This window comes from Kangiella japonica (genome assembly GCF_039523535.1).
In the GTDB taxonomy this organism is placed as follows: domain Bacteria; phylum Pseudomonadota; class Gammaproteobacteria; order Enterobacterales; family Kangiellaceae; genus Kangiella; species Kangiella japonica.
The window spans coordinates 299,335-319,580 of the sequence record NZ_BAAAFM010000001.1; the positions used below are offsets into that span (position 1 = coordinate 299,335).

The 20,246-nt window shown below is 44.0% G+C and carries 15 protein-coding genes; 7 read left to right on the top strand and 8 right to left on the bottom strand.

The window, feature by feature from the left end:
* Window positions 1-113 precede the first annotated feature (113 nt).
* Together lptG and lptF are read right to left on the bottom strand one after the other, a co-directional pair.
* Complete coding sequence (lptG, locus tag ABD128_RS01365) at window positions 114-1,220, bottom strand: LPS export ABC transporter permease LptG (RefSeq protein WP_343985460.1); 1,107 nt, start codon at window positions 1,218-1,220, stop codon at window positions 114-116.
* Complete coding sequence (lptF, locus tag ABD128_RS01370; protein ID WP_343985462.1) at window positions 1,217-2,326, bottom strand: LPS export ABC transporter permease LptF; 1,110 nt, start codon at window positions 2,324-2,326, stop codon at window positions 1,217-1,219. Before lptF ends, lptG begins: the two co-directional genes overlap by 4 nt.
* Window positions 2,327-2,448: 122 nt before the next feature.
* On the opposite strand from lptF, the gene ABD128_RS01375 reads away from it, so the two are divergent.
* The 6 genes from ABD128_RS01375 (at window position 2,449) to ABD128_RS01400 (ending at window position 9,279) form a co-directional block, all read left to right on the top strand.
* Window positions 2,449-3,939 (top strand): leucyl aminopeptidase, encoded by a 1,491-nt coding sequence (locus ABD128_RS01375; protein WP_343985464.1) that lies wholly within the window; start codon window positions 2,449-2,451, stop codon window positions 3,937-3,939.
* A 12-nt stretch (window positions 3,940-3,951) separates the two neighbouring features.
* Window positions 3,952-4,392 carry a DNA polymerase III subunit chi gene (locus ABD128_RS01380; protein ID WP_110200939.1) on the top strand — a complete coding sequence of 147 codons (441 nt, stop codon included), beginning with the start codon at window positions 3,952-3,954 and terminating at the stop codon, window positions 4,390-4,392.
* A 12-nt stretch (window positions 4,393-4,404) separates the two neighbouring features.
* Window positions 4,405-5,289 (top strand): DUF6498-containing protein, encoded by an 885-nt coding sequence (locus tag ABD128_RS01385; RefSeq protein ID WP_343985467.1) that lies wholly within the window; start codon window positions 4,405-4,407, stop codon window positions 5,287-5,289.
* A 97-nt stretch (window positions 5,290-5,386) separates the two neighbouring features.
* Entirely contained in the window at window positions 5,387-5,944 is a 558-nt protein-coding gene (locus tag ABD128_RS01390; RefSeq protein ID WP_343985469.1) for a class I SAM-dependent methyltransferase, read from the top strand.
* Window positions 5,945-6,094: 150 nt separating this feature from the next.
* The gene (locus ABD128_RS01395) at window positions 6,095-8,878 is read left to right on the top strand and encodes a valine--tRNA ligase (protein ID WP_343985471.1); all 2,784 of its coding nucleotides are present in this window, start codon (window positions 6,095-6,097) and stop codon (window positions 8,876-8,878) included.
* Window positions 8,879-8,907: 29 nt separating this feature from the next.
* Window positions 8,908-9,279 carry a hypothetical protein gene (locus ABD128_RS01400; RefSeq protein ID WP_343985473.1) on the top strand — a complete coding sequence of 124 codons (372 nt, stop codon included), beginning with the start codon at window positions 8,908-8,910 and terminating at the stop codon, window positions 9,277-9,279.
* Window positions 9,280-9,307: 28 nt separating this feature from the next.
* Here ABD128_RS01400 and ABD128_RS01405 read toward each other — a convergent pair whose 3' ends face one another.
* From ABD128_RS01405 to guaB, 4 genes are all read right to left on the bottom strand, one after another.
* Window positions 9,308-11,866, bottom strand: coding sequence for a bifunctional aspartate kinase/diaminopimelate decarboxylase (locus tag ABD128_RS01405; RefSeq protein WP_343985475.1), 2,559 nt, complete (start codon window positions 11,864-11,866; stop codon window positions 9,308-9,310).
* A 236-nt stretch (window positions 11,867-12,102) separates the two neighbouring features.
* Window positions 12,103-12,570, bottom strand: coding sequence for a tRNA adenosine(34) deaminase TadA (gene tadA / locus ABD128_RS01410; protein ID WP_343985477.1), 468 nt, complete (start codon window positions 12,568-12,570; stop codon window positions 12,103-12,105).
* 243 nt (window positions 12,571-12,813) lie between these two features.
* Window positions 12,814-14,391, bottom strand: coding sequence for a glutamine-hydrolyzing GMP synthase (gene guaA / locus ABD128_RS01415; protein WP_343985479.1), 1,578 nt, complete (start codon window positions 14,389-14,391; stop codon window positions 12,814-12,816).
* 312 nt (window positions 14,392-14,703) lie between these two features.
* Entirely contained in the window at window positions 14,704-16,164 is a 1,461-nt protein-coding gene (gene guaB, locus ABD128_RS01420; protein ID WP_343985481.1) for an IMP dehydrogenase, read from the bottom strand.
* A gap of 129 nt (window positions 16,165-16,293) precedes the next feature.
* Between guaB and xseA the strand changes: the two genes are divergently transcribed.
* Window positions 16,294-17,643, top strand: coding sequence for an exodeoxyribonuclease VII large subunit (gene xseA / locus ABD128_RS01425; RefSeq protein WP_343985483.1), 1,350 nt, complete (start codon window positions 16,294-16,296; stop codon window positions 17,641-17,643).
* 15 nt (window positions 17,644-17,658) lie between these two features.
* Here xseA and der read toward each other — a convergent pair whose 3' ends face one another.
* Together der and bamB are read right to left on the bottom strand one after the other, a co-directional pair.
* A complete protein-coding gene (gene der / locus ABD128_RS01430) occupies window positions 17,659-19,074 on the bottom strand; it encodes a ribosome biogenesis GTPase Der (RefSeq protein ID WP_343985485.1) in 1,416 nt (471 codons plus the stop codon).
* A 12-nt stretch (window positions 19,075-19,086) separates the two neighbouring features.
* Window positions 19,087-20,241, bottom strand: a complete 1,155-nt coding sequence (bamB, locus tag ABD128_RS01435; RefSeq protein WP_343985487.1) for an outer membrane protein assembly factor BamB — start codon at window positions 20,239-20,241, stop codon at window positions 19,087-19,089.
* Window positions 20,242-20,246 lie beyond the last annotated feature (5 nt).

Sequence of the window (20,246 nt, forward strand, 5' to 3'; positions counted from 1 at the left end):
GCAATCTGTTTGATTTTATTGGAAGCTTCTTTAGCTACAATAAATTGCTTCATGAGATCGCCACGCGCCTTACTGTCGCTCGCGATGGCATCCTTGTACAGGGTCAGGAAATTCTAGCCCGCCCTTCTCAATAAATACCAAGCCGCTACGGCAAAAATTAGCGGTGGCATTAAAGCGCCAATAAAGGCTGGCAATCCTGCCACTAGGCTCACGGGGCCAAAGGATCTGACCGCGAAGAAATAGACCATTCCCGTCAGTACTCCGGCTAATACTCGCGCTCCCATAGAGACACTGCGCATTGGCCCGAAAATAAAGGATGCGGCTAGAATGATCATAACGGCAGTACTAATCGGCTGAAATACTTTCTGCCAGAAAGCTAAATCGTAATTCTGTGCATCTAAACCATTACTCTCTAAATAGGTTCGATACTGATAAAGATTGATTAGGTTCATATTCTCTGGATCGACGCTTAATGCCGACAGGTTATCTAGGCTAACCGAAGTATCCCACGACTGCTCGGTAAAGGTAGTACGTTCCACTTTATCAAAACGCTTAATGGACTTATCTTCACCCTTCCCGCTGTCATCTGAGCCAAGTTGCGTCGTCACACCATCATACAAGCTCCAGTCACCGTCGGTTAACTCGGCAGAGTTCGCATTGGTCATCCGCGTTAATTCGTTCTCACGATTAAACTCGTACACAGTGACATCATTGAGCCGTGAAGAACCAATCACTTCGCCCACGTGCACCATATTGGCACCATCTTTGAGCCAAAGGCCTTGATTACTATCGACAAATTGCTCGCCATATAATGAACGGTTTCTTAAATTTTCAGCCATCAAGGTCGTTTTTGGTGCAACGAATTCGCCTAAAAATATCGAAAACACGATCAGTATCAACCCATAAGATAAAGCCGCACCGATAATTTGTCCCGTCGTTTTACCCGCCGCGCGCATCACTGTCAGCTCGCTTCGCGAAGCGAGAATACCTAAGCCGGCAATCGAACCAATAAGAATTGCCATTGGAAAGAACTCATAGATGTATTGAGGCGAAAGTAAAAGCGAGTAAGATAGGCCATCAATAAAGGCATACGAGCCTTTGCCAAAGTCGCCACTTTCGTCAATTAGCGCAAATAACACACGAATCACGGCCAGGGTCATTAAGGTCATCAATGACGTGGCCAGAATGGTTTTGCCAATATAAAACCTTAAAATATTCATGAATCACTCCCCTTGGCAGAAGGCGTGCCATTGTTTTTAGTATTGGCTCGGCCGTGGGCATAAAGCAGTCTCGCTGCCAACAAGCCCATCACGATGTAGATTGGAATAAAACCTAACCAGCCAGGAATTTTTTCTGCCTCGACCCACTTGCGGAAAACAACAATCAATACGATATAGCCGATATAAACCATCAAAGCTGGAAGCATTTTGGCGAACTTCCCTTCACGTGGTCTGACGCGGCTCAATGGAATGGCTAAGAATAATAAGAAAGGCACTGATAAGGGAACCGCTAAGCGCCAATGCAATTCCGCCCAGCTATCACCATCGCCAGCCTGCAACAACTCCATGGTTGGTGTTGCTGATATTTTCCGGCGCGACACTATCGAACGTTCGGCTTCTAATCGTGCGTAATAATGTTCGAACTCGGTGATTTTGCGAACATTTTTATCCGCATCTAGCTCATAGACCAAACCGTCATTTAGCTGTAAGTAATTTTTATCCAGCTCTTCATCGTAATAACGCTCGGCAGATTTAGCTGAAATGATGCGCGTATAAGGGTTATTGTCCGTCGGTAACTCGGCGAGGAAAAAGTTACCTAAATGGCTAGGGTTGTCGGAAGAGTCTGCGTAAACCACCCCCTCACCTTCCTGGAATACTTGAAAACGTCCAGGCTCAAGCATACTGAGCTCAAGCTTGCTGGCGTGTTCATCGCGAATTTGATAAGTGGTCTCGTTGGCCACCGGCGCTAACCATAATGCAACAGCACCACCTATTAGCGCGACTACAACAGCAATCGGGATTAATAAGCTGATTAATTTTTGTTCGCTTACACCAACTGAGCGCAGCACAGCCATTTCGCTATCAACGTAGAGTCGACTAAAAGCTAATAGACACCCCAGGAAAAACGCCAATGGCAATAAAAACCCTAATAAAACAGGCGAGTACAGCAAAACCATCTGCCACACCATGGTGCCAGAAATATCCCCGGAAGCGGCTTGAGCTAAGTATTTAACGATGCGTTGGCTAAGAAAAATAGCAAACAACACCCCTAAAATTGCTAAGGTGCTAGTGAAGACTTCACGATTTAAATAACGACTTAATATCAAGGTTTTCTCATACCCTTACCCCATTGATTTACTGGTATTTATGAGCATATCAGTTAAACTATGGGCACGGTTTATGCCAATATCGGCATTATAAACGAAAATTAACAATTTGCAGGTGATCTATGGAATTCTTTGTAAAGAGTGGTAACCCAGAAAAACAAAAAACAGGTTGCTTAATCGTCGGCGTATTTGAATCACGAAAACTATCTGCTCCAGCGCAACAAATTGACGACATTAGCGAAGGCTATATCAACGCTATCGTTAAGCGTGGCGATATGGAAGGTAAGTTTGGTCAAACTTTACTGCTTCACAATGTGCCTGGCACGAGCTGTGACCGCGTATTATTAGTCGGTTGTGGTAAAGAGCGTGAGTTTGACGCGATTAAATACAAGAAAATTAGTGGCAAAGTTATCAAGTTATTAAACGAAACCGGTGCTACTGAAGCGATTAACACACTCCCTTTACTTAACGTCAAAGGCCAAGAGCTTTACTCGAAAGTGCGCTTTGCCGTTGAAGCTGCAAACAACAGCTTATACCTTTTTGAGCAGTTAAAAAGCGAGAAATCAGAAACTCGCCGTCCACTACGCAAAATGACTCTATTCATCGAGTCGCGCGCTGACTTAGCCGAAGGCGAAAAAGCCATCAACCACGCTTGCGCTATTACAGCGGGTCAATCCTTAACGCGTGATTTAGCTAACCTTCCTGGTAATATTTGTAACCCAACTTACCTTGCTAAAATGGCGGAAGACTTAGCCAAAGAATACTCTTCTTTGAGCACCAATATCCTGGACGAGTCTGAGCTCAAAGAAATGGGCGCTGGCGCTTTTGTTTCTGTGTCACAAGGCTCCGATCAGCCGGGCAAATTAATTTGCATGGAGTATAACGGCGGCGAAAAAGGCAACAAGCCTTTAGTCTTTGTCGGTAAAGGTATTACTTTTGATACTGGCGGTATTTCATTAAAGCCAGGCGCTGGTATGGACGAAATGAAGTTCGATATGGGTGGCGCAGCTTCGGTTTTCGGTCTAATCAAGGCAGTTGCGGAAATGGGCTTACCGATAAATGTTGTCGGTGTAGTTGCAGCGGCAGAAAACATGCCAAGCGGTGGCGCTTCACGCCCAGGCGACGTGGTGACCTCTTTATCAGGTAAAACTATTGAGATCCTTAACACGGACGCCGAAGGCCGATTGGTTCTATGTGACGCCTTAACCTATGTTGAAAAGTACGATCCTGAAATCGTCATTGATATCGCGACCTTAACTGGTGCTGTGATTATTGCGCTAGGTCACGAAGCTTCAGGCGTCATGAGTAACAATAATGCGCTAGCTAACGAAATCGAAAACGCGAGCGACATGGCGAATGACCGTGTGTGGCGTTTACCCATTTGGGATGAGTATCACGAACAACTGAAGAGTAACGTCGCTGACTTTACTAACCTAGGTGGTCGTCCGGCAGGAACCATTACGGCGGGCTGTTTCCTTTCTAAGTTCACCAAAAAGTATCGTTGGGCGCATATTGATATCGCTGGTACTGCTTGGAAATCAGGCGCGGACAAAGGTGCTACAGGTCGTCCTGTACCGCTACTGTCGCAAATCGTTATCAATCGCGCAAAATAAGGTCACATCAGTATGACCCAAGTAGGTTTCCACTTACTGGAAAGTCAATCAGGCGAAGAAGCTTATCTTCGCCTGATTGGTAAATGCGTCCAAAGCTTATACAAGCAAGGCCGCAAAGTGTATATCCATGCTAAAGACGAAGCTCAGGCACACGCCGTTGATGAATGGCTCTGGAGCCAAGAATTAACGGAATTTGTACCACACAACATCGTCGGCGAAGGCCCGAACAAGCCACCGCCAGTACAAATTGGTTATGCCACTTCGGAGCAAAACCCACCGGAAAACCAACATGACTGCTTGGTTAATTTAAGTGGTGAGGTTCAGCCCTTCTTCAGCTACTTTTTAAAATGCTTTGAAATCGTACCTAACGAAGACAAAGATAAAGAGTTAGCTCGCGAACGTTATAAGTTTTACCGTGGGCGAGGCTACCCTTTAGACCACAAGAAATATTAAGGGCTAAGCACCTTGCCAGTTACCCCCGTCACTAGAGGAAGCATTGTTCTCGCATTGAGCAACATGGTCCCACTACTGGGGGTGCTTTTAGGCTACTGGAACGCCTTCGATATCATCTTTCTCTACTGGTTCGAAAACATCATTATCGGACTATTTGCTGTAGCACGAATGACCATCCGCCCCGACAATGCGCCACTATTTGTTGCTGGCGGGCTTTTCGCAGCGGGATTTTTTTGCCTTCATTACGGCTTTTTCACTTACGGCCATGGCGTCTTCGTTGCCAGTTTCTTTGAAGAGCAGCTGTTACAGAACTCCGAGGGCTTAAGCCAAAGTTTAATTGATGTAGTCAGTTATATGCTATCCCAACAAGCTGTGCAGTTTGTTCTTGTTGCCATGCTAATCGCCCACCTCATAGACTTTGTCATTGCTTATAGAAATAGAACCATTGATAGCGTTTCCTCTGAAATGACTAAACCTTACAAGCGCATTATCGTATTACACATCGCAATCATACTTGGTGGTTTTTTCGCCTTGAAGTTTGGTCATACTGTTAGCGTTGCTGTGGTTATGATTGGCCTCAAGGTTTACTTCGATTTAAAACCACCAATATCGAATAAAAAAGACTCTATAAATCAGTCCGTTTCCGAACAAATAATTAAAGAAAAGATTGCAAAACACCTCAAAAACCCTGAAATTAAGATAAACGGAAAAACCTATAGGTTCGATACTGTTGAAGAAATGGTTAATTCTGATGTTTACAAAAAGCACTCAAAGTGGCTTTTTTGGCTAATGCCGAAAAACAAACGATTAATTTATGAACAATTGCTTCAGCAAACTATCCAACAAGAGAGACAACTGAAAAAGTCTAGCGACTCTTTAGAACAAAAGGATATATGAGGATTCAAAAATTATAGTATCTTAATAGCCCTCTTATTCTTTATAGTAATACGCTATATAGGTTCATTGAAATATTAGGCAACACCCTAGGAGCATTATGAAAGGTTTTACGAGCTACGCGATTAAAAATTTAAAAAGCACTGGCAGTATAGCTCGTAGCTCAAAATTCCTTGCAAGAAATTTAGCAAAACAAATCCCCGGTGACGCTAAAACCATTGTCGAGCTTGGCGCTGGCGATGGCATCATCACCCGCGAGTTGCTCAAATATATGCCACAACAGGCACACCTGACCTCTTATGAAATCTCTGACGAACTACTCACCCTGCTACAGCGTATTGACCACCCTAGATTTAGCTTAAAACACAGTTCAGCCATGGACATTGTCCAAGACTTTGCAATCGATAGTGTCGATTGTTTAGTTTCCTGCTTACCGCTGGCTTTATTTCCACTGGAGATGAAGCACGAACTATTAACGCATATTCGCTCTGTGCTTAAACCGAACGGTGTATTCTTACAATACCAATACTGGTTAAGCGATAAACAACTTATCAAAGAGTACTTTCCACATCTCAAGACTAACTGGGTGCCTTTAAACCTACCACCATCCTTTGTCTACACCGGCACAGCCCCTCAAAGTGAAGTCGTTACCGAGTAGTTATCAATAGGTTGATTTGGCTTATTTGGTGTCATAGCCCCAATATCTATTCGAAATCTCACTAAATTTCCACACAGATATAGATATATAGCGTACAAGCGTTATAATTCAAGGCTTTATTACTGAAACTGCAGATACCACGAATTGACCATGGATAAAGCATATAACCCGCAAGCAATCGAGCAAGAAACCTACAAGAAGTGGGAAGATAACGACTACTTCTCGCCAAAAGGCGGCAGTAAAGACAATGACGACAGTTATTGCATCATGATCCCGCCACCAAACGTCACTGGTAGCTTGCACATGGGCCACGCTTTCCAACACACCATCATGGATGCGCTCACCCGATATAACCGCATGAAAGGGAAAAACACCCTTTGGCAGCCGGGCTCCGATCATGCTGGAATCGCAACTCAGATGGTAGTAGAGCGTTTGCTCGACCGAGAAGGAAAAACTCGCCATGATTTAGGCCGTGAAGCCTTTGTCGATCGTATTTGGGATTGGAAAGAAGAATCTGGCGGCACCATTACCAAGCAAATGCGCCGTATGGGCGATTCTTGTGACTGGTCGCGCGAAGCTTTCACCATGGATGATGATTTATCAGAAGCAGTTTTAGAAACCTTCGTTCGCTTACATGAAGAAGGTTTAATCTACCGCGGCGATCGCTTGGTCAACTGGGATCCAAAACTCCTGACCGCAGTATCTGACCTTGAAGTCGAATCACACGAAGAGAACGGCCACCTTTGGCACATGCGCTATCCGCTTAGCGATGGCTCAGGTCATATTATCATCGCTACGACTCGTCCAGAGACCATGCTTGGCGACAGTGCGGTAGCAGTGCATCCGGATGATGAGCGCTATCAGCACCTAATCGGCAAAACTATTGATTTACCACTAACAGGACGTCAAATCCCGATTATTGCCGACGATTATGTCGAAAAAGATTTTGGTAGTGGTTGCGTAAAAATTACTCCAGCGCATGACTTCAACGACTACGAAATGGGTCAACGTCATAATCTAGAAATGATCAATATCCTAACGCCAACAGCTCAGATTAACGATAACGCGCCTGAAGCTTATCGTGGGCTAGATCGCTATGACGCACGTAAAAAAATCGTTGAAGACTTTGAAGCGCTTGGCTTGATGGAGAAGATTGAACCACACAAGTTAAAAGTACCTCGTGGCGACCGTAGTGGCGTTGTAATCGAGCCATACTTAACACCACAATGGTACGTTAAGATTGCTCCGCTGGCTGAGCCTGCGCTTAAAGCGGTAAAAGATGGCGATATTAAGTTTGTACCAGAGAACTGGTCGAACACTTACTATCACTGGATGGAAAACATTCAAGACTGGTGTATTAGTCGCCAGCTTTGGTGGGGCCATCAGATCCCAGCTTGGTACGACAACAAAGGTGAAGTATATGTTGGTCGTAGCGAAGATGAAGTTCGTGAAAAATACAATCTTGGCGATATCGAATTACGTCGCGATGAAGACGTTCTCGACACTTGGTTCTCTTCCGCGCTTTGGCCTTTTGCCACATTAGGCTGGCCAGAAGAAACGCCTGAACTAGAAACATTCTTACCAACAAGCGTGTTGGTAACGGGTTTTGACATCATCTTCTTCTGGGTTGCCAGAATGATTATGATGGGCTTGAAATTTACCGGAAAAATTCCGTTCAAAGAAATCTACATTACTGGCTTGATTCGTGACGAGCAAGGTCAAAAAATGTCAAAGTCGAAAGGTAACGTACTCGACCCAATCGATATTATCGACGGCATTGAACTTGAGACCCTAGTTGAGAAGCGCACTACTGGAATGATGAACCCAAAAGCAGCCGAGAAGATTGCTAAGCGTACTCGCAAGCAATTCCCAGACGGCATTGAAGCTTATGGTACTGACGCCATGCGCTTTACATTCTGCGCCATGGCTTCTACCTCTCGTGACATCAACTTCGACTTAAACCGCGTAGAAGGCTACCGTAACTTCTGTAATAAAATATGGAACGCTGCGCGCTATGTGTTGATGAACACTGAGGAGCAAGATACAGGTTTAGAAAACAAGGATATGGAGTTCAGCTTAGCCGATCGCTGGATCAAAAGTGAGCTGCAAAAAACAATTAGAGAGTATGACAAAGCCATTGAAACTTATCGATTCGATATTGCCGCTAACGTTTTATATGACTTTACTTGGAATACTTACTGTGACTGGTACTTAGAGCTTTCTAAGCCAGTTCTTTATAGCGACGAATACTCAGAAGCCGCTAAACGCGGTACTCGTAATACGCTAGTCTCAGTGCTCGATTCGTTAATGCGCTTATTGCACCCGTTTATGCCATTTATCACAGAAGAAATCTGGCAGAAAGTTGCCCCATTGGCTGGCACATACGACAGTGAGCGCCCAAGCATCATGCTACAGGACTTTCCAAAAGCCGACTCAAGCTTAGTCGACGCAAAAGCGAAGCAAGATATCGAGTGGTTAAAGAAGATCATTGTTGGCGTCCGCAACATACGTGGCGAGATGAATATCGCACCAGGTAAACCACTAAGCGTGATGTTCCGAAATGGCTCTGATAGCGATAAAGAGCGTCTTGATAGCAACAAAAACTTCTTATCTAAGCTTGCTAAGTTAGAATCTATCAAGTGGCTTGAAGCAGGAGAAGAAGCTCCGATGTCTGCTACTGCATTAGCTGGTAACATGGAGATTCTTATTCCAATGGCAGGATTGATCGATGTCGAGCAAGAACTAGCTCGTCTTGATAAAGAGGCCGAAAAATTAGAAAAAGATTTGCAGCGAATTTCCGGCAAGTTAAACAATTCGAACTTTACCGATAAAGCGCCACAAGCTGTTGTCGAGAAAGAACAGGCTAAGCTTGCTGAAGTTGAATCAACCTTGAAAAAGATTGAAGAACAACGACAACAACTTAAAAGCCTGTAATTAAAGCAACTAAGATAAGCGAGGAAATAATGAAAAAACTAGTCATCAGCGGTCTACTGTTAGCTGGAAGCACTTTACCACTACAGGCTGATAATTCAGCGAGTAAACATTTTGTCCTCGTCACAACGCACCAAAATGATATTGGTGAAATTTGCCCAGAGATGAACGCTGGGCAAACCTTATCCTTCGACTTTAAATCTAATAATGAAGTAGAGTTTAACCTTCACTATCACGAAGGCGAAAAAGTTAACTACCCTATCGAACCACATAAAGTCACCTCTCTTAAGCAAAGTTTCGAGGCACCTATAAAGCAGACTTACTGCTTAATGTGGAAAGGACTAAGTGAAGAGGCAGCGAAGATCAAAGTGAACTACAGTATTTTTACTCCAATAAAAAACTAAATTTAAAAAAGGACCTCACGGTCCTTTTTTAAATACAAACCTCTTCAGCAGGCTTTCGCATATTGTATTCATTAGCCATAACTCGCCCATAAGCTCCAGTGTTCTCAATTAAGATTAAATCGCCCTCCTGAGTTTCAGGAAAAGGAATTTCCACGCCGAGTTTATCGGTGCTTTCACAAATTGGTCCTACTATTGTCGCCAAGTGTTCTTTTTCTGAGTCAAGTCTAGAAAGGTTAACGATATTATGAAACGAGCCGTATAGTGCAGGTCGCATCAGTGAGTTCATCCCTGTATTCAAGCCTACATAATAATAGTTCTGTTTTTGTTTTACTTGAGTCACTTTAGACACAAGCACTCCAGTATTAGCCGAAATATAACGGCCTGGTTCAATCCACAGTTGATACTGTGGGTATTCTGCTTTAACTGCCTGCAGGCTTGCATCAATGTGACTCATGGTAAGCTCTGATTGCTGTGAACGCTCTTTAATACCAAAGCCACCACCAAGGTTTAAGTATTTAACATCAGGGAATTGTGAGGCAGTTTCAGCCAGTAATCTTGCATGTTCAGCCCAGTGTTCGTTGCTTAAGATCCCACTTCCTGCGTGTGCATGTAACCCCACAACTTTGACATTCTTGCTATTGATAATTGGAATCAATTCAGCAAGTTCATCCATCGGTATGCCAAACTTAGATGTTGCCCCAGCGGTGCGAACATTGGCATGGTGTCCCTTACCAATATTAGGATCGACCCGTAGGAATATTTCCTTGCCTGCAAAAATTTCAGGCCAATGTTTTAATGGATAAGTACTGTCTAGGGTTAAGCGAATTCCTTTTTCTAGAACTTTCTCGTATTCCTTTTTGTCGGCGAAATTTGGAGTAAAGAAGATTCGAGACTTATCAATATTTGGGAATAAATTTAGGACATGGTTAACCTCGCCTATCGAAACAGTTTCAAATCCAGTACCAGCCTCGTAAGCGGTTTTTAGTACCTCAGGATTGTTGTTTGACTTAACGGCGAAAAACACTCTATCTACCGCACTTATAGTGTGCAAATTTTGAATATTATTTCGCACGGAATCTAAATCATAGATATAAGCACTGTCACGTTCGACGAGACAATTCTCAATAATTTTATGCTTAGTTTGCCACCACTTTGCAACTTCGCTAGAAGCTTTGCTTTGCTTTAACTCTTTTGCTGTAGGGCCTAACACTTCACTGTTCGGATTATTCGTGATTAACAGCTCATGAAGAGAAGAAATAACTTTATTGCTATGTTCATTATCTATTACAAAGGTAAGGTTCAAATCAGAAGCAGCCTGTGACAATAGATACACTTTATAGGTTTCGAAAATTGAAAAAGCCGGTGCGATTTTATGCAATATGGCTCGTACGTTTTTTCCTACAATCGATACAGCCGAACAATCATGCATCACATTAACCCTGCACATAGTCGATAAGTCTTTGACTAGCACAGCCAGTCTTTTTTGACTGACGACCTGAGTCAAATTATCAAGACTCACTGTAATGTTCGTTTCTGAGGTCGAGACTAAATCTACCGAAACGTGGTGTCGTTTAAAGATAGCGAAGATATCAGCTAAAAAGCCTGCTTGTTGCCACATCCCTTGACTCTCCATAGAGACTAGGGTGATGCCCTCCTTTGCAGTTACGCCCTTAACCATCCCCCAACTGTTTTCGGTATGACTAATGACTGTGCCATCGATATCAGGATCAACCGTCGAGCGAATATAGATAGGGATCTGACTAATTTTCGCAGGTCGGATGGCTCTTGGGTGCAGAACCTTTGCACCCGCAGAGGCCATTTCTTGCGCTTCCTCGTAATTCAACTGCTTTAATAGTCGAGCATTACTCACTTGGTTTGGGTTTGCTGTAAAAATACCCGGAACGTCGGTCCATATCTCCAAGCGCTCAGCTTCAATTTTTGCAGCGAAGTAAGCAGCCGATGAGTCAGAGCCGCCTCGTCCAAGCAATACAGTTTCGTTATCACGAGTCGAGGCAATAAAGCCCTGAGTAATGACTATAGAAGAGCTCTCTATCGCTTTGAGTAAAGTTTCATCACTCTCGAATTCGCAGTTTGCACAAAGATAATCAATGCTCGGCGTTTCATGCGCAAACAAGTAATCACGCGCATCTAACCTAAGAACCACCTCTTCAAATTGATTGCTTAAATACAGCTGCCCTGCTTTAGTCGCCCATAACTCACCCTGCGACATCACTAGAGCACGAACCCGCTCTGTCACTTCGCCTAATAAAGAAATTCCATCAAGCAGACGTTTCAGAAAGCCATATTCTTCGTCGAGCAAGTTATGAGGTAGCTCTAATCCCGTTAGTAAATGTCGATGAACTTCTACCACCTCTTCGAATGCACCTTCATAGTCACCTTTCAAAGCCAGCTCGATTAAAGCGTCCAATTTATTGGAAACCGAACTTACCGCAGAATGTACAACAAATACTTTTTTCCCCTTGGTATGTTTTCGCTTAATAATGCTCGCAATATTATCCCAATTCCGACGCGTAGAAACGCTAGTTCCCCCAAACTTAAGCAAATGCCAAGAGCTGTTTGTTGCCATACTTTGATTCCTCAATAAATTGTACTCAGTTCATACAGACATAAAAAAACCCGCAGAGGATGACCTGTGCGGGTTTTAAGAATTAGAAATTACAATCGTATCATTCACCCACAGCAGTACAGGACGCGTTTTTTTAGCGCCTTCTTAGCCTGTTTCTTGCTTGAGTTAATTACGATGTTTAGTGTTTTCATGATATTGAATATAATTTATACAAAAAGATTGTCAATAAATAATTGCTATTTAAGGCGTTTAGCCTTAAAAAAGGCTTTAAGCTGTTCGGAGCATTGTTCTTTTAATAAACCCGACTCAACCTCGCAGTGATGATTAAATGACTCATGATTGAGGATATTAAGAATGCTTCCCCCTGCCCCTGTTCGCGAGTCTTCTGTGGCATATACAACACGAGTCACTCTTGCGTGAACTAACGCCATAGCGCACATAGCACAAGGCTCTAGGGTGACATATACAGTAGTATCCACTAAACGATAGTTATTAAGCACTTTACCAGCTTCACGTAAAGCCACAACTTCCGCATGCGCCGTAGGATCATTGTTTAATATTGGTTGGTTAAAACCCTCAGCAATTACCTCTCCACTTTTCACTAAAACCGCACCAACAGGTACCTCGCCCTTCTCCTTAGCGGTTTCCGCTAACTCAAAGGCGCGTTGCATGTACTGGTGGTCTTGTTCGGTGAAATTAGTCATTTTTTAGAGGTCACTCTTAAGAGGTGAGTTGTGCTAAACGCTAACCCACCTTATATGCTATAGCTTGTAGGAAAAGGCTTTTTACATAAACCACAAAGTATTTATTAGCGAGAAGAAACATACGGTTTTTCGTTTTATGCTAAGCGGAAACTCGCGCAAAGAAGGAGTGTACACACAGTACATGACTGATTGAGCAAGTTTCCAACACCGCAGAAAGTGAAAAAGATATGTTTATTTCGCTAATTATTCCCATTCAATGGTGGCTGGTGGCTTCGACGATATATCATAGGTAACACGGGAAATACCGTCCACCTCATTAATAATACGACCTGACACATGCTCTAGGAACTCATACGGTAAGTGTGCCCAGCGTGCGGTCATAAAGTCGATGGTTTCTACCGCGCGAAGTGCTACGACATAATCATATTTACGGCCATCGCCCATGACGCCTACCGATCTTACTGGTAAGAATACGGTGAATGACTGGCTCGTTTTGTGGTAAAGATCATGCTTATAAAGCTCTTCGATGAAGATTGCATCGGCACGACGAAGTAAGTCAGCATATTCTTTTTTAACTTCACCTAAGATACGAACGCCTAGACCTGGGCCTGGGAACGGGTGACGGTAAAGCATGTCGTAAGGAAGACCTAACTCAAGGCCAATTTTACGGACTTCATCTTTGAACAATTCACGCAGTGGCTCTACAAGCTTTAATTCCATCTTTTCAGGCAGTCCACCAACGTTGTGGTGTGATTTAATCACGTGAGCTTTACCTGTTTTAGCACCAGCCGACTCAATCACGTCTGGATAAATCGTACCTTGCGCTAACCATTTTGCGTTGGTGAGCTTTTTAGATTCTTCATCGAAGATATCAATAAACACTTTACCGATAATCTTACGCTTTGCTTCTGGCTCGTCGACACCTTTAAGTTCGTCTAGGAAGCGATCTTCTGCATCAATGCGAATAATGTTTAGGCCGAATTTATCGCCAAACATCGCCATCACTTGGTCGGCTTCGTTTAAACGTAATAAACCGTTATCAACAAATACGCAGGTTAGGTTTTCACCGATTGCGCGGTGTAACAACATTGCAGTAACCGAAGAATCAACGCCGCCAGAAAGACCTAATACGACTTTGTCGTCACCAACTTGCTCTTTGATTTGCTCAATCGCATCATCAATAATGTTTTCAGCAGTCCATAAACGCTCACAGCCACAAATCTCTGAGACAAAGCGCTCTAACATACGGCCGCCTTGTTTCGTGTGTGTTACTTCCGCGTGGAACTGGATACCGTAAAAAGGCTTTTCTTTGTGTGCCATAGCTGCGATTGGAGCGTTGTCGCTAGAAGCAATCACTTCGAAAGTCTCTGGGACTTCTAATACCTTATCGCCGTGACTCATCCAAACGTCTAGCAATGCTTTTCCTTCCGCGTCAATTCTGTCTTCAATACCGTCTAATAAGTCATTTGGAGTATTGATATACACTTCGGCGTAACCAAACTCACGCTTCTCAGAACCGCCAACTTTGCCACCAAATTGGTAGGCCATTGTTTGCATGCCGTAGCAGATTCCAAGTACCGGAATACCAAGCTCGAACACTAGTCCTGGTGCTCTTGGCGTACCTTCGCCTGATACTGACTCAGGGCCACCCGATAGAATAATACCTTGCGGATTAAACTCACGAATGTAGTCGTCGCTAACATCAAAAGGCACCAACTCACAGTAAACGCCAATCTCGCGAACTCGACGAGCAATTAACTGTGTGTATTGAGAACCAAAGTCCAAAATCAATATACGCTGATCATGAATATCTGTTTGCATCTTCTTACCTTTCTAGGTTAGCTAGTCGTCATACGCTACTTGCGTATCACTTAAAAAATCAAAAAGCCGCAGCTAAATTTCTGCGGCTTGGTTTGTCCGTCTTTTAGAAGCACTTCTAATCATAACGCTGGAAAAATGCTCAAGGTAAATAACACACTTCAACACTTTCTTTTTTGCAATCTAAAGTTTTCGAGAGCGAGGCAGAACTTTACGAAACTGCGCAGTTTACTAAAGTAAATAGCCAAGGGGCTAGACCCTGAGCATGATTGAGTAAAGTTCTAACAATGCTATCGGACACTTTAGGCAGCAAAGTTATACGCGGTAGTTTGGGGCTTCCTTAGTGATTGAAACATCATGCACATGGCTCTCACTCATGCCGGCACTAGTCACTCTTACAAACTGAGCTTTAGTTCGCATATCTTCAATCGTTTTACAGCCGGTTAGCCCCATACTTGAACGTAAACCGCCCATCATTTGGTGAACAATGGAAGTCATGTAGCCTTTATATGGAACACGACCTTCAATACCTTCTGGCACTAGCTTGTCAGCCGCATTCGAGCTTTGGAAGTAACGATCCGCTGAACTGTTTTTCTGCGACATGGCGCCTAATGACCCCATACCACGGTATGACTTGTAAGAGCGCCCTTGGTAAAGCTCTACTTCGCCAGGCGCTTCTTCTGTACCAGCCAGCATCGAACCAACCATGACACAGTGCGCACCTGCGGCGATAGCTTTACACATATCACCGGAGAAACGGATACCACCATCTGAAATAAATGGAATACCTGAGCCTTCTAATTCTTTAGCAACACTTGAGATTGCTGAAACCTGTGGAACTCCAACGCCAGTAACAATACGCGTTGTGCAGATCGAGCCAGGGCCAATACCAACTTTAACGCCGTCGGCGCCTGCGTCTACGAGCGCGCGAGCTCCAGCTGCTGTTGCCACGTTGCCGCCAATAACTTGCTTGTCTGGATAATTCTGTTTAACCCACTTAATACGGTCGAGAACGCCTTGTGAGTGACCGTGTGAGGTATCAACTAGGATAATATCAACACCAGCTTCTACAATGGCTGAAATTCGATCAGGAGTTTCTGCACCGGTACCTACAGCAGCGCCTACGCGTAAATGACCATACCGGTCTTTACAAGCATTAGGCTTGCTTTCTGCGTTGTTGATATCTTTAACTGTTATCATCCCTTTAAGGTCAAACTTATCATTAACCACCAACAGTTTTTCAATTCGATGAGTGTGTAACTTATCCAAGATTTCTTCTTGGCTTGCACCTTCGGTTACCGTCACTAGACGTTCTTTAGGTGTCATAACTGATGAAACCGGTTGTCCATCACGGTTTTCAAAACGGATATCGCGGTTTGTCACAATACCCACTAACTGATCACCTTCAACCACAGGCATTCCGGAAATGCCGTATTCTTGAGTCATTGATCTCAGTTGGCCTACAGTAGTATCTGGAGTAACAGTGATAGGGTTGCTAACAACACCGCTTTCGAATTTTTTCACGCGGCGAACATGCTCGGCTTGATGCTCGATAGACATATTTTTGTGAATAAAGCCCATCCCGCCTTCTTGCGCAAGTGCAATAGCAAGACTTGATTCTGTTACAGTATCCATTGCAGCTGAAACAAGTGGGATATTTAGAGCGAACTCACTGGTAATTTTAGTACGCAAATCAGCATCTGCTGGAAGGACCGTAGAGTGTCCCGGTACTAATAAAACGTCGTCAAAGGTTAGAGCTTCCTCTATAATGCGCATAGGGTGTACCACGTATTATTTAACGTCAATGCGACAGGCACTGACTTGATGAAGCGCGTTATTATAACGTGTCCATAGCACGCAGGTAAATAGCCAACAACTAAATAACTTAAGCAATTGTCTCAAATTATGATAAAACCGATTTTAGAACCACAAAAACCAACTCAACAGCGGAAAGTTTACTCAGTTACCGAGCTGGCCTTAAACGTGCGACGCCAGTTAGAAAACGAAATCGGTCAGATCTGGATAACTGGTGAAATTTCAAACCTAGCAACTCCGCGCTCTGGTCACTGGTATTTTACGTTAAAAGATTCAGATGCCCAGCTACGCTGTGCCATGTTCAAAAATCGGAATCGTGGGGTTCGCTTTACACCGGAAGACGGCCAGCAAGTACTTATGCGAGCCAAGCTAAGCCTTTATGAGCCTCGTGGCGACCTTCAGTTAATCGGCGAATATATGGAACCTGCCGGTGAAGGTGCTTTACAAATTGCCTTCGATAGGCTTAAACAAAAGCTGAATAATGAAGGCTTATTTGACCCTGAGCTAAAGCGGCCAATCCCGACCCTCCCAAGCAAGATAGGTATTATCACTTCAGCCACAGGAGCAGCGATACGAGACGTGTTGACGGTTTTAAAACGCCGTATGCCTCAGGTTCCAGTGATTATTTACCCGAGCCAAGTGCAAGGCGAAAAGGCCGCGAAAACTATTATAGAGCAATTGAAAATCGCCAATCAGCGTAATGAGTGCGATGTTTTGCTTGTTACACGTGGCGGTGGTTCTCTCGAAGATATGTGGTGCTTTAACGACGAGCAACTGGCTAGAGAAATTCGCAACAGCAAGATTCCTGTCGTATCAGCTGTCGGTCACGAGGTCGATACGTCCATTAGTGATTTAGTAGCAGACTTGCGTGCCCCCACTCCCTCTGCCGCCGCTGAAATATTGGTGCCTAATCGTGTTGATATTATCCATACATTTCAAGCTCTCGAGCGTCGCTTAACCAATGAGTTCCAACACAAACTCCAGATTCAGCAAGCTAAACTCGATAAGCTGGTCGCTAAAATAGTTCACCCGAAACAACGCCTCGCACAAAGTGAAGCCGATCTGAATCGTCTAATCAAACAACTCAAGGTCGCACAAAAACGTTATCTAGAGCAAAAAGGCTTTAACTTAAACAATGCTAAGTCGCGCTTACAAAGCTACAAACCCGAAAAACACTTAGAGCAATCACAACAACGACTAGATGCGTGGCAAAAACAGCTAAAGCAAGCCATAAAGCAGCGACTGGGACAGTCGCAACAGGCTTTCGCTCTTACCGCGCAAAAGCTCAATGATATTAGTCCATTAGCAACACTAGACCGCGGATATACGATTACTAGGGATGAAAATGGTAAGGCTTTGAGATCTGCAAAGGATGCGAAGAAAGCAGGAAAGTTAATTACAAGATTTATAGATGGTGACGTGGAAAGTAAGCCTGAATAGGCTTACTTTTCTCAACTACTTCTTACCGAACTTCTTAATAGCGCGCTTTTTCTTTAAGCGTTGACGGCGTGACAACTCACGAGACTTATTCGTCTTGTCCGCAAAGGGGTTATCACCCTCTTTTGTCTCAAGACGTATTGGCGTTCCAATTAAGTTAAGCTTCTTACGGAAGAAATTAATCAGGTATCTCTTATAGCTTTCTTGAAGTTTACTCACTTGCTTACCGTGAATCACGATTATCGGCGGATTATGCCCCCCTGGGTGAGCATAACGTAACTTAATACGACGACCTTTAATTGCAGGTGGCTGATGACGATCATAAGCTTGTTCTAAAAGACGCGTTAATTGCGAAGCAGACATTTCGATCAATGCGCTTTCCCAAGCTTCGTCGACCGAGTCCCACAAATGCCCAACGTTCGAACCGTGTAGCGCAGAAATGAAGTGAATTCGTGCGAAGTCAACAAAGCCCAAACGACGATCGATTTCCATCTTAACTTCTTCACGCTGCTCCTCAGTCATGCCATCCCACTTGTTGATAGCAATAACCATCGAACGACCAGCGTCAATAACATGGCTGATCAAGCTTAAGTCTTGATCGGTGATTGGTTCTCTTGCGTCCATCACCATAACCACAACATTCGAATCACCTATCGCCTGAAGAGTTTTTAGGACAGAGAATTTCTCAACCGCTTCTTTAACTTTGCCGCGACGACGCACACCAGCTGTGTCAATTAAAGTATAAGGCTTGCCACGACGCTCCATCTCGATATAAATACTATCGCGAGTTGTTCCAGGCATATCAAATACCACAACACGCTCTTCGCCTAGGAAGCGGTTAATTAGCGTCGACTTACCCACGTTTGGACGACCTACTACCGCAAGCTTCACGCCACGCGCTTGTAACTCCTCAATAGTCTGCTCTTCTTCGTTGACAGGGGTGAGTTCTAAGTTATCGAGAATGGTATCAATTAAAGACGATACGCCACGACCATGCTCAGCTGCTATACCTAAAATCGTGCTGTAACCAAAGCTATAATACTCAGCGATAGCTGCTTCTGCGTGAACACCATCAACTTTGTTAACGGCTAGAATAACGGGTTTTTGTTGGCGTCTTAATTGTTCAGCGACATATTCGTCAGCTGCCGTCATGCCAGTCCTGGCATCGACCATAAAAACAACAATATCGGCTTCTTCAACCGCTTGAAGCGATTGTTTTGCCATTAAGTCATCAATACCCTCTTCATCACCAGCGATACCGCCGGTATCGACGACAATGAAAGGTTGGCCATTAAGCTTGGCTTGGCCATATTGACGATCTCGTGTTAAGCCAGGAAGGTTAGCAACAAGAGCATCGCGCGACTTAGTCAGTCGATTGAACAGTGTTGATTTACCAACGTTGGGACGACCAACGAGCGCGATTACTGGAAGCATAAATAATTACTCTTACTTGTCTTCAACTTTGTTAAAGACATACATAAAACCAAAACGACTTGTTAAAATAACTTCATCATCGATCACAACAGGCTTGTGTGCAAAACCGTAACTGTCTAAATGGTCGCGGGCCACAAACTCACCAGTAGCTTTATCAAGAAAGTGTACATAACCTTCGAAGTCACCAACAATTAAATCATCACCAAGCGCAGCAGCGGCAGTAGGTCTGCGGTACATCAAACCTTCTTGTTTCCAAGCTACATCGCCAGTGGTACGACTAATGGCAACAATAGTACCATCAGTAGTCACAGCGTAAACCCTTAGTGAGTCAACGTATAAGTCTTTTACCGTAGATAACTCTTGGCGCCATAAATAGCGACCGTTCGTTAGGTCCATGGCAATGGCGTAACCATTATAACCAGCACCATAAAGAACATTTCCAAAGACTACAGGAGTGGTGTCGACATCAACAATGCGCGATATATCAGAACTACCACGAGGTGAAGACACACGCTGTTCCCACATTAAGTCGCCAGTGTCCAAATTAAAGGCAGCGATTTTACCGTTAGCAAACCCGGTTAAGACTACGCCATTGGTGATAAGAGGCGCTGAAGTTCCACGAATCGTTAAGTTAGGGATTACGCGATCATAAAACCATTCTTGGCTACCATCGTTACTGTCTAGGGCAAAAATTTTACCATCAGCAGTGCGCACCACAATCATAGTGCCATCAATAGCAGGCTTAGCTAAGACCTCACTAGAAACCTCTTTGCGCCAAACTTCGCTACCATCGGCAACATTCAGCACTATGACGTTTGCTTTTTTTGATCCAACAGCAACAAGCCCAGCATTGGCGCTAATGCCGCCAGAGAGAGGCTCATTCAAATTCACTTCCCAGACGATATCACCAGACTCACGATCAAAAGCAGTCACTAAGCCCTTTATATCTGCAGTTAGAACATAGTTGTCCCAAACAGCAGGCGTTAAATCATTAAACTTCTCATCAGCACCTTCGCCAACTGACTCTGACCAGCGAACATCAATTTCAAACTTTGAGTCAACTTCTTCCAACTCTGTTGGTGGGTTGACGACTTCGTCAGAGCAAGCCGCAAGAAGAACACAAGCAGCTAATGAAGTTAATAATTTAGATTTAACGTTAAATGTCATACTTT

Excerpts from the sequence above, each read along its gene's own strand:
- lptG (WP_343985460.1), bottom strand. The coding sequence starts at position 1,220 with ATGAATATTTTAAGGTTTTATATTGGCAAAACCATTCTGGCCACGTCA.
- ABD128_RS01375 (WP_343985464.1), top strand. The coding sequence starts at position 2,449 with ATGGAATTCTTTGTAAAGAGTGGTAACCCAGAAAAACAAAAAACAGGT.
- ABD128_RS01380 (WP_110200939.1), top strand. The coding sequence starts at position 3,952 with ATGACCCAAGTAGGTTTCCACTTACTGGAAAGTCAATCAGGCGAAGAA.
- ABD128_RS01390 (WP_343985469.1), top strand. The coding sequence starts at position 5,387 with ATGAAAGGTTTTACGAGCTACGCGATTAAAAATTTAAAAAGCACTGGC.
- ABD128_RS01395 (WP_343985471.1), top strand. The coding sequence starts at position 6,095 with ATGGATAAAGCATATAACCCGCAAGCAATCGAGCAAGAAACCTACAAG.
- ABD128_RS01400 (WP_343985473.1), top strand. The coding sequence starts at position 8,908 with ATGAAAAAACTAGTCATCAGCGGTCTACTGTTAGCTGGAAGCACTTTA.
- ABD128_RS01405 (WP_343985475.1), bottom strand. The coding sequence starts at position 11,866 with ATGGCAACAAACAGCTCTTGGCATTTGCTTAAGTTTGGGGGAACTAGC.
- tadA (WP_343985477.1), bottom strand. The coding sequence starts at position 12,570 with ATGACTAATTTCACCGAACAAGACCACCAGTACATGCAACGCGCCTTT.
- guaA (WP_343985479.1), bottom strand. The coding sequence starts at position 14,391 with ATGCAAACAGATATTCATGATCAGCGTATATTGATTTTGGACTTTGGT.
- guaB (WP_343985481.1), bottom strand. The coding sequence starts at position 16,164 with ATGCGCATTATAGAGGAAGCTCTAACCTTTGACGACGTTTTATTAGTA.
- xseA (WP_343985483.1), top strand. The coding sequence starts at position 16,294 with ATGATAAAACCGATTTTAGAACCACAAAAACCAACTCAACAGCGGAAA.
- der (WP_343985485.1), bottom strand. The coding sequence starts at position 19,074 with ATGCTTCCAGTAATCGCGCTCGTTGGTCGTCCCAACGTTGGTAAATCA.
- bamB (WP_343985487.1), bottom strand. The coding sequence starts at position 20,241 with ATGACATTTAACGTTAAATCTAAATTATTAACTTCATTAGCTGCTTGT.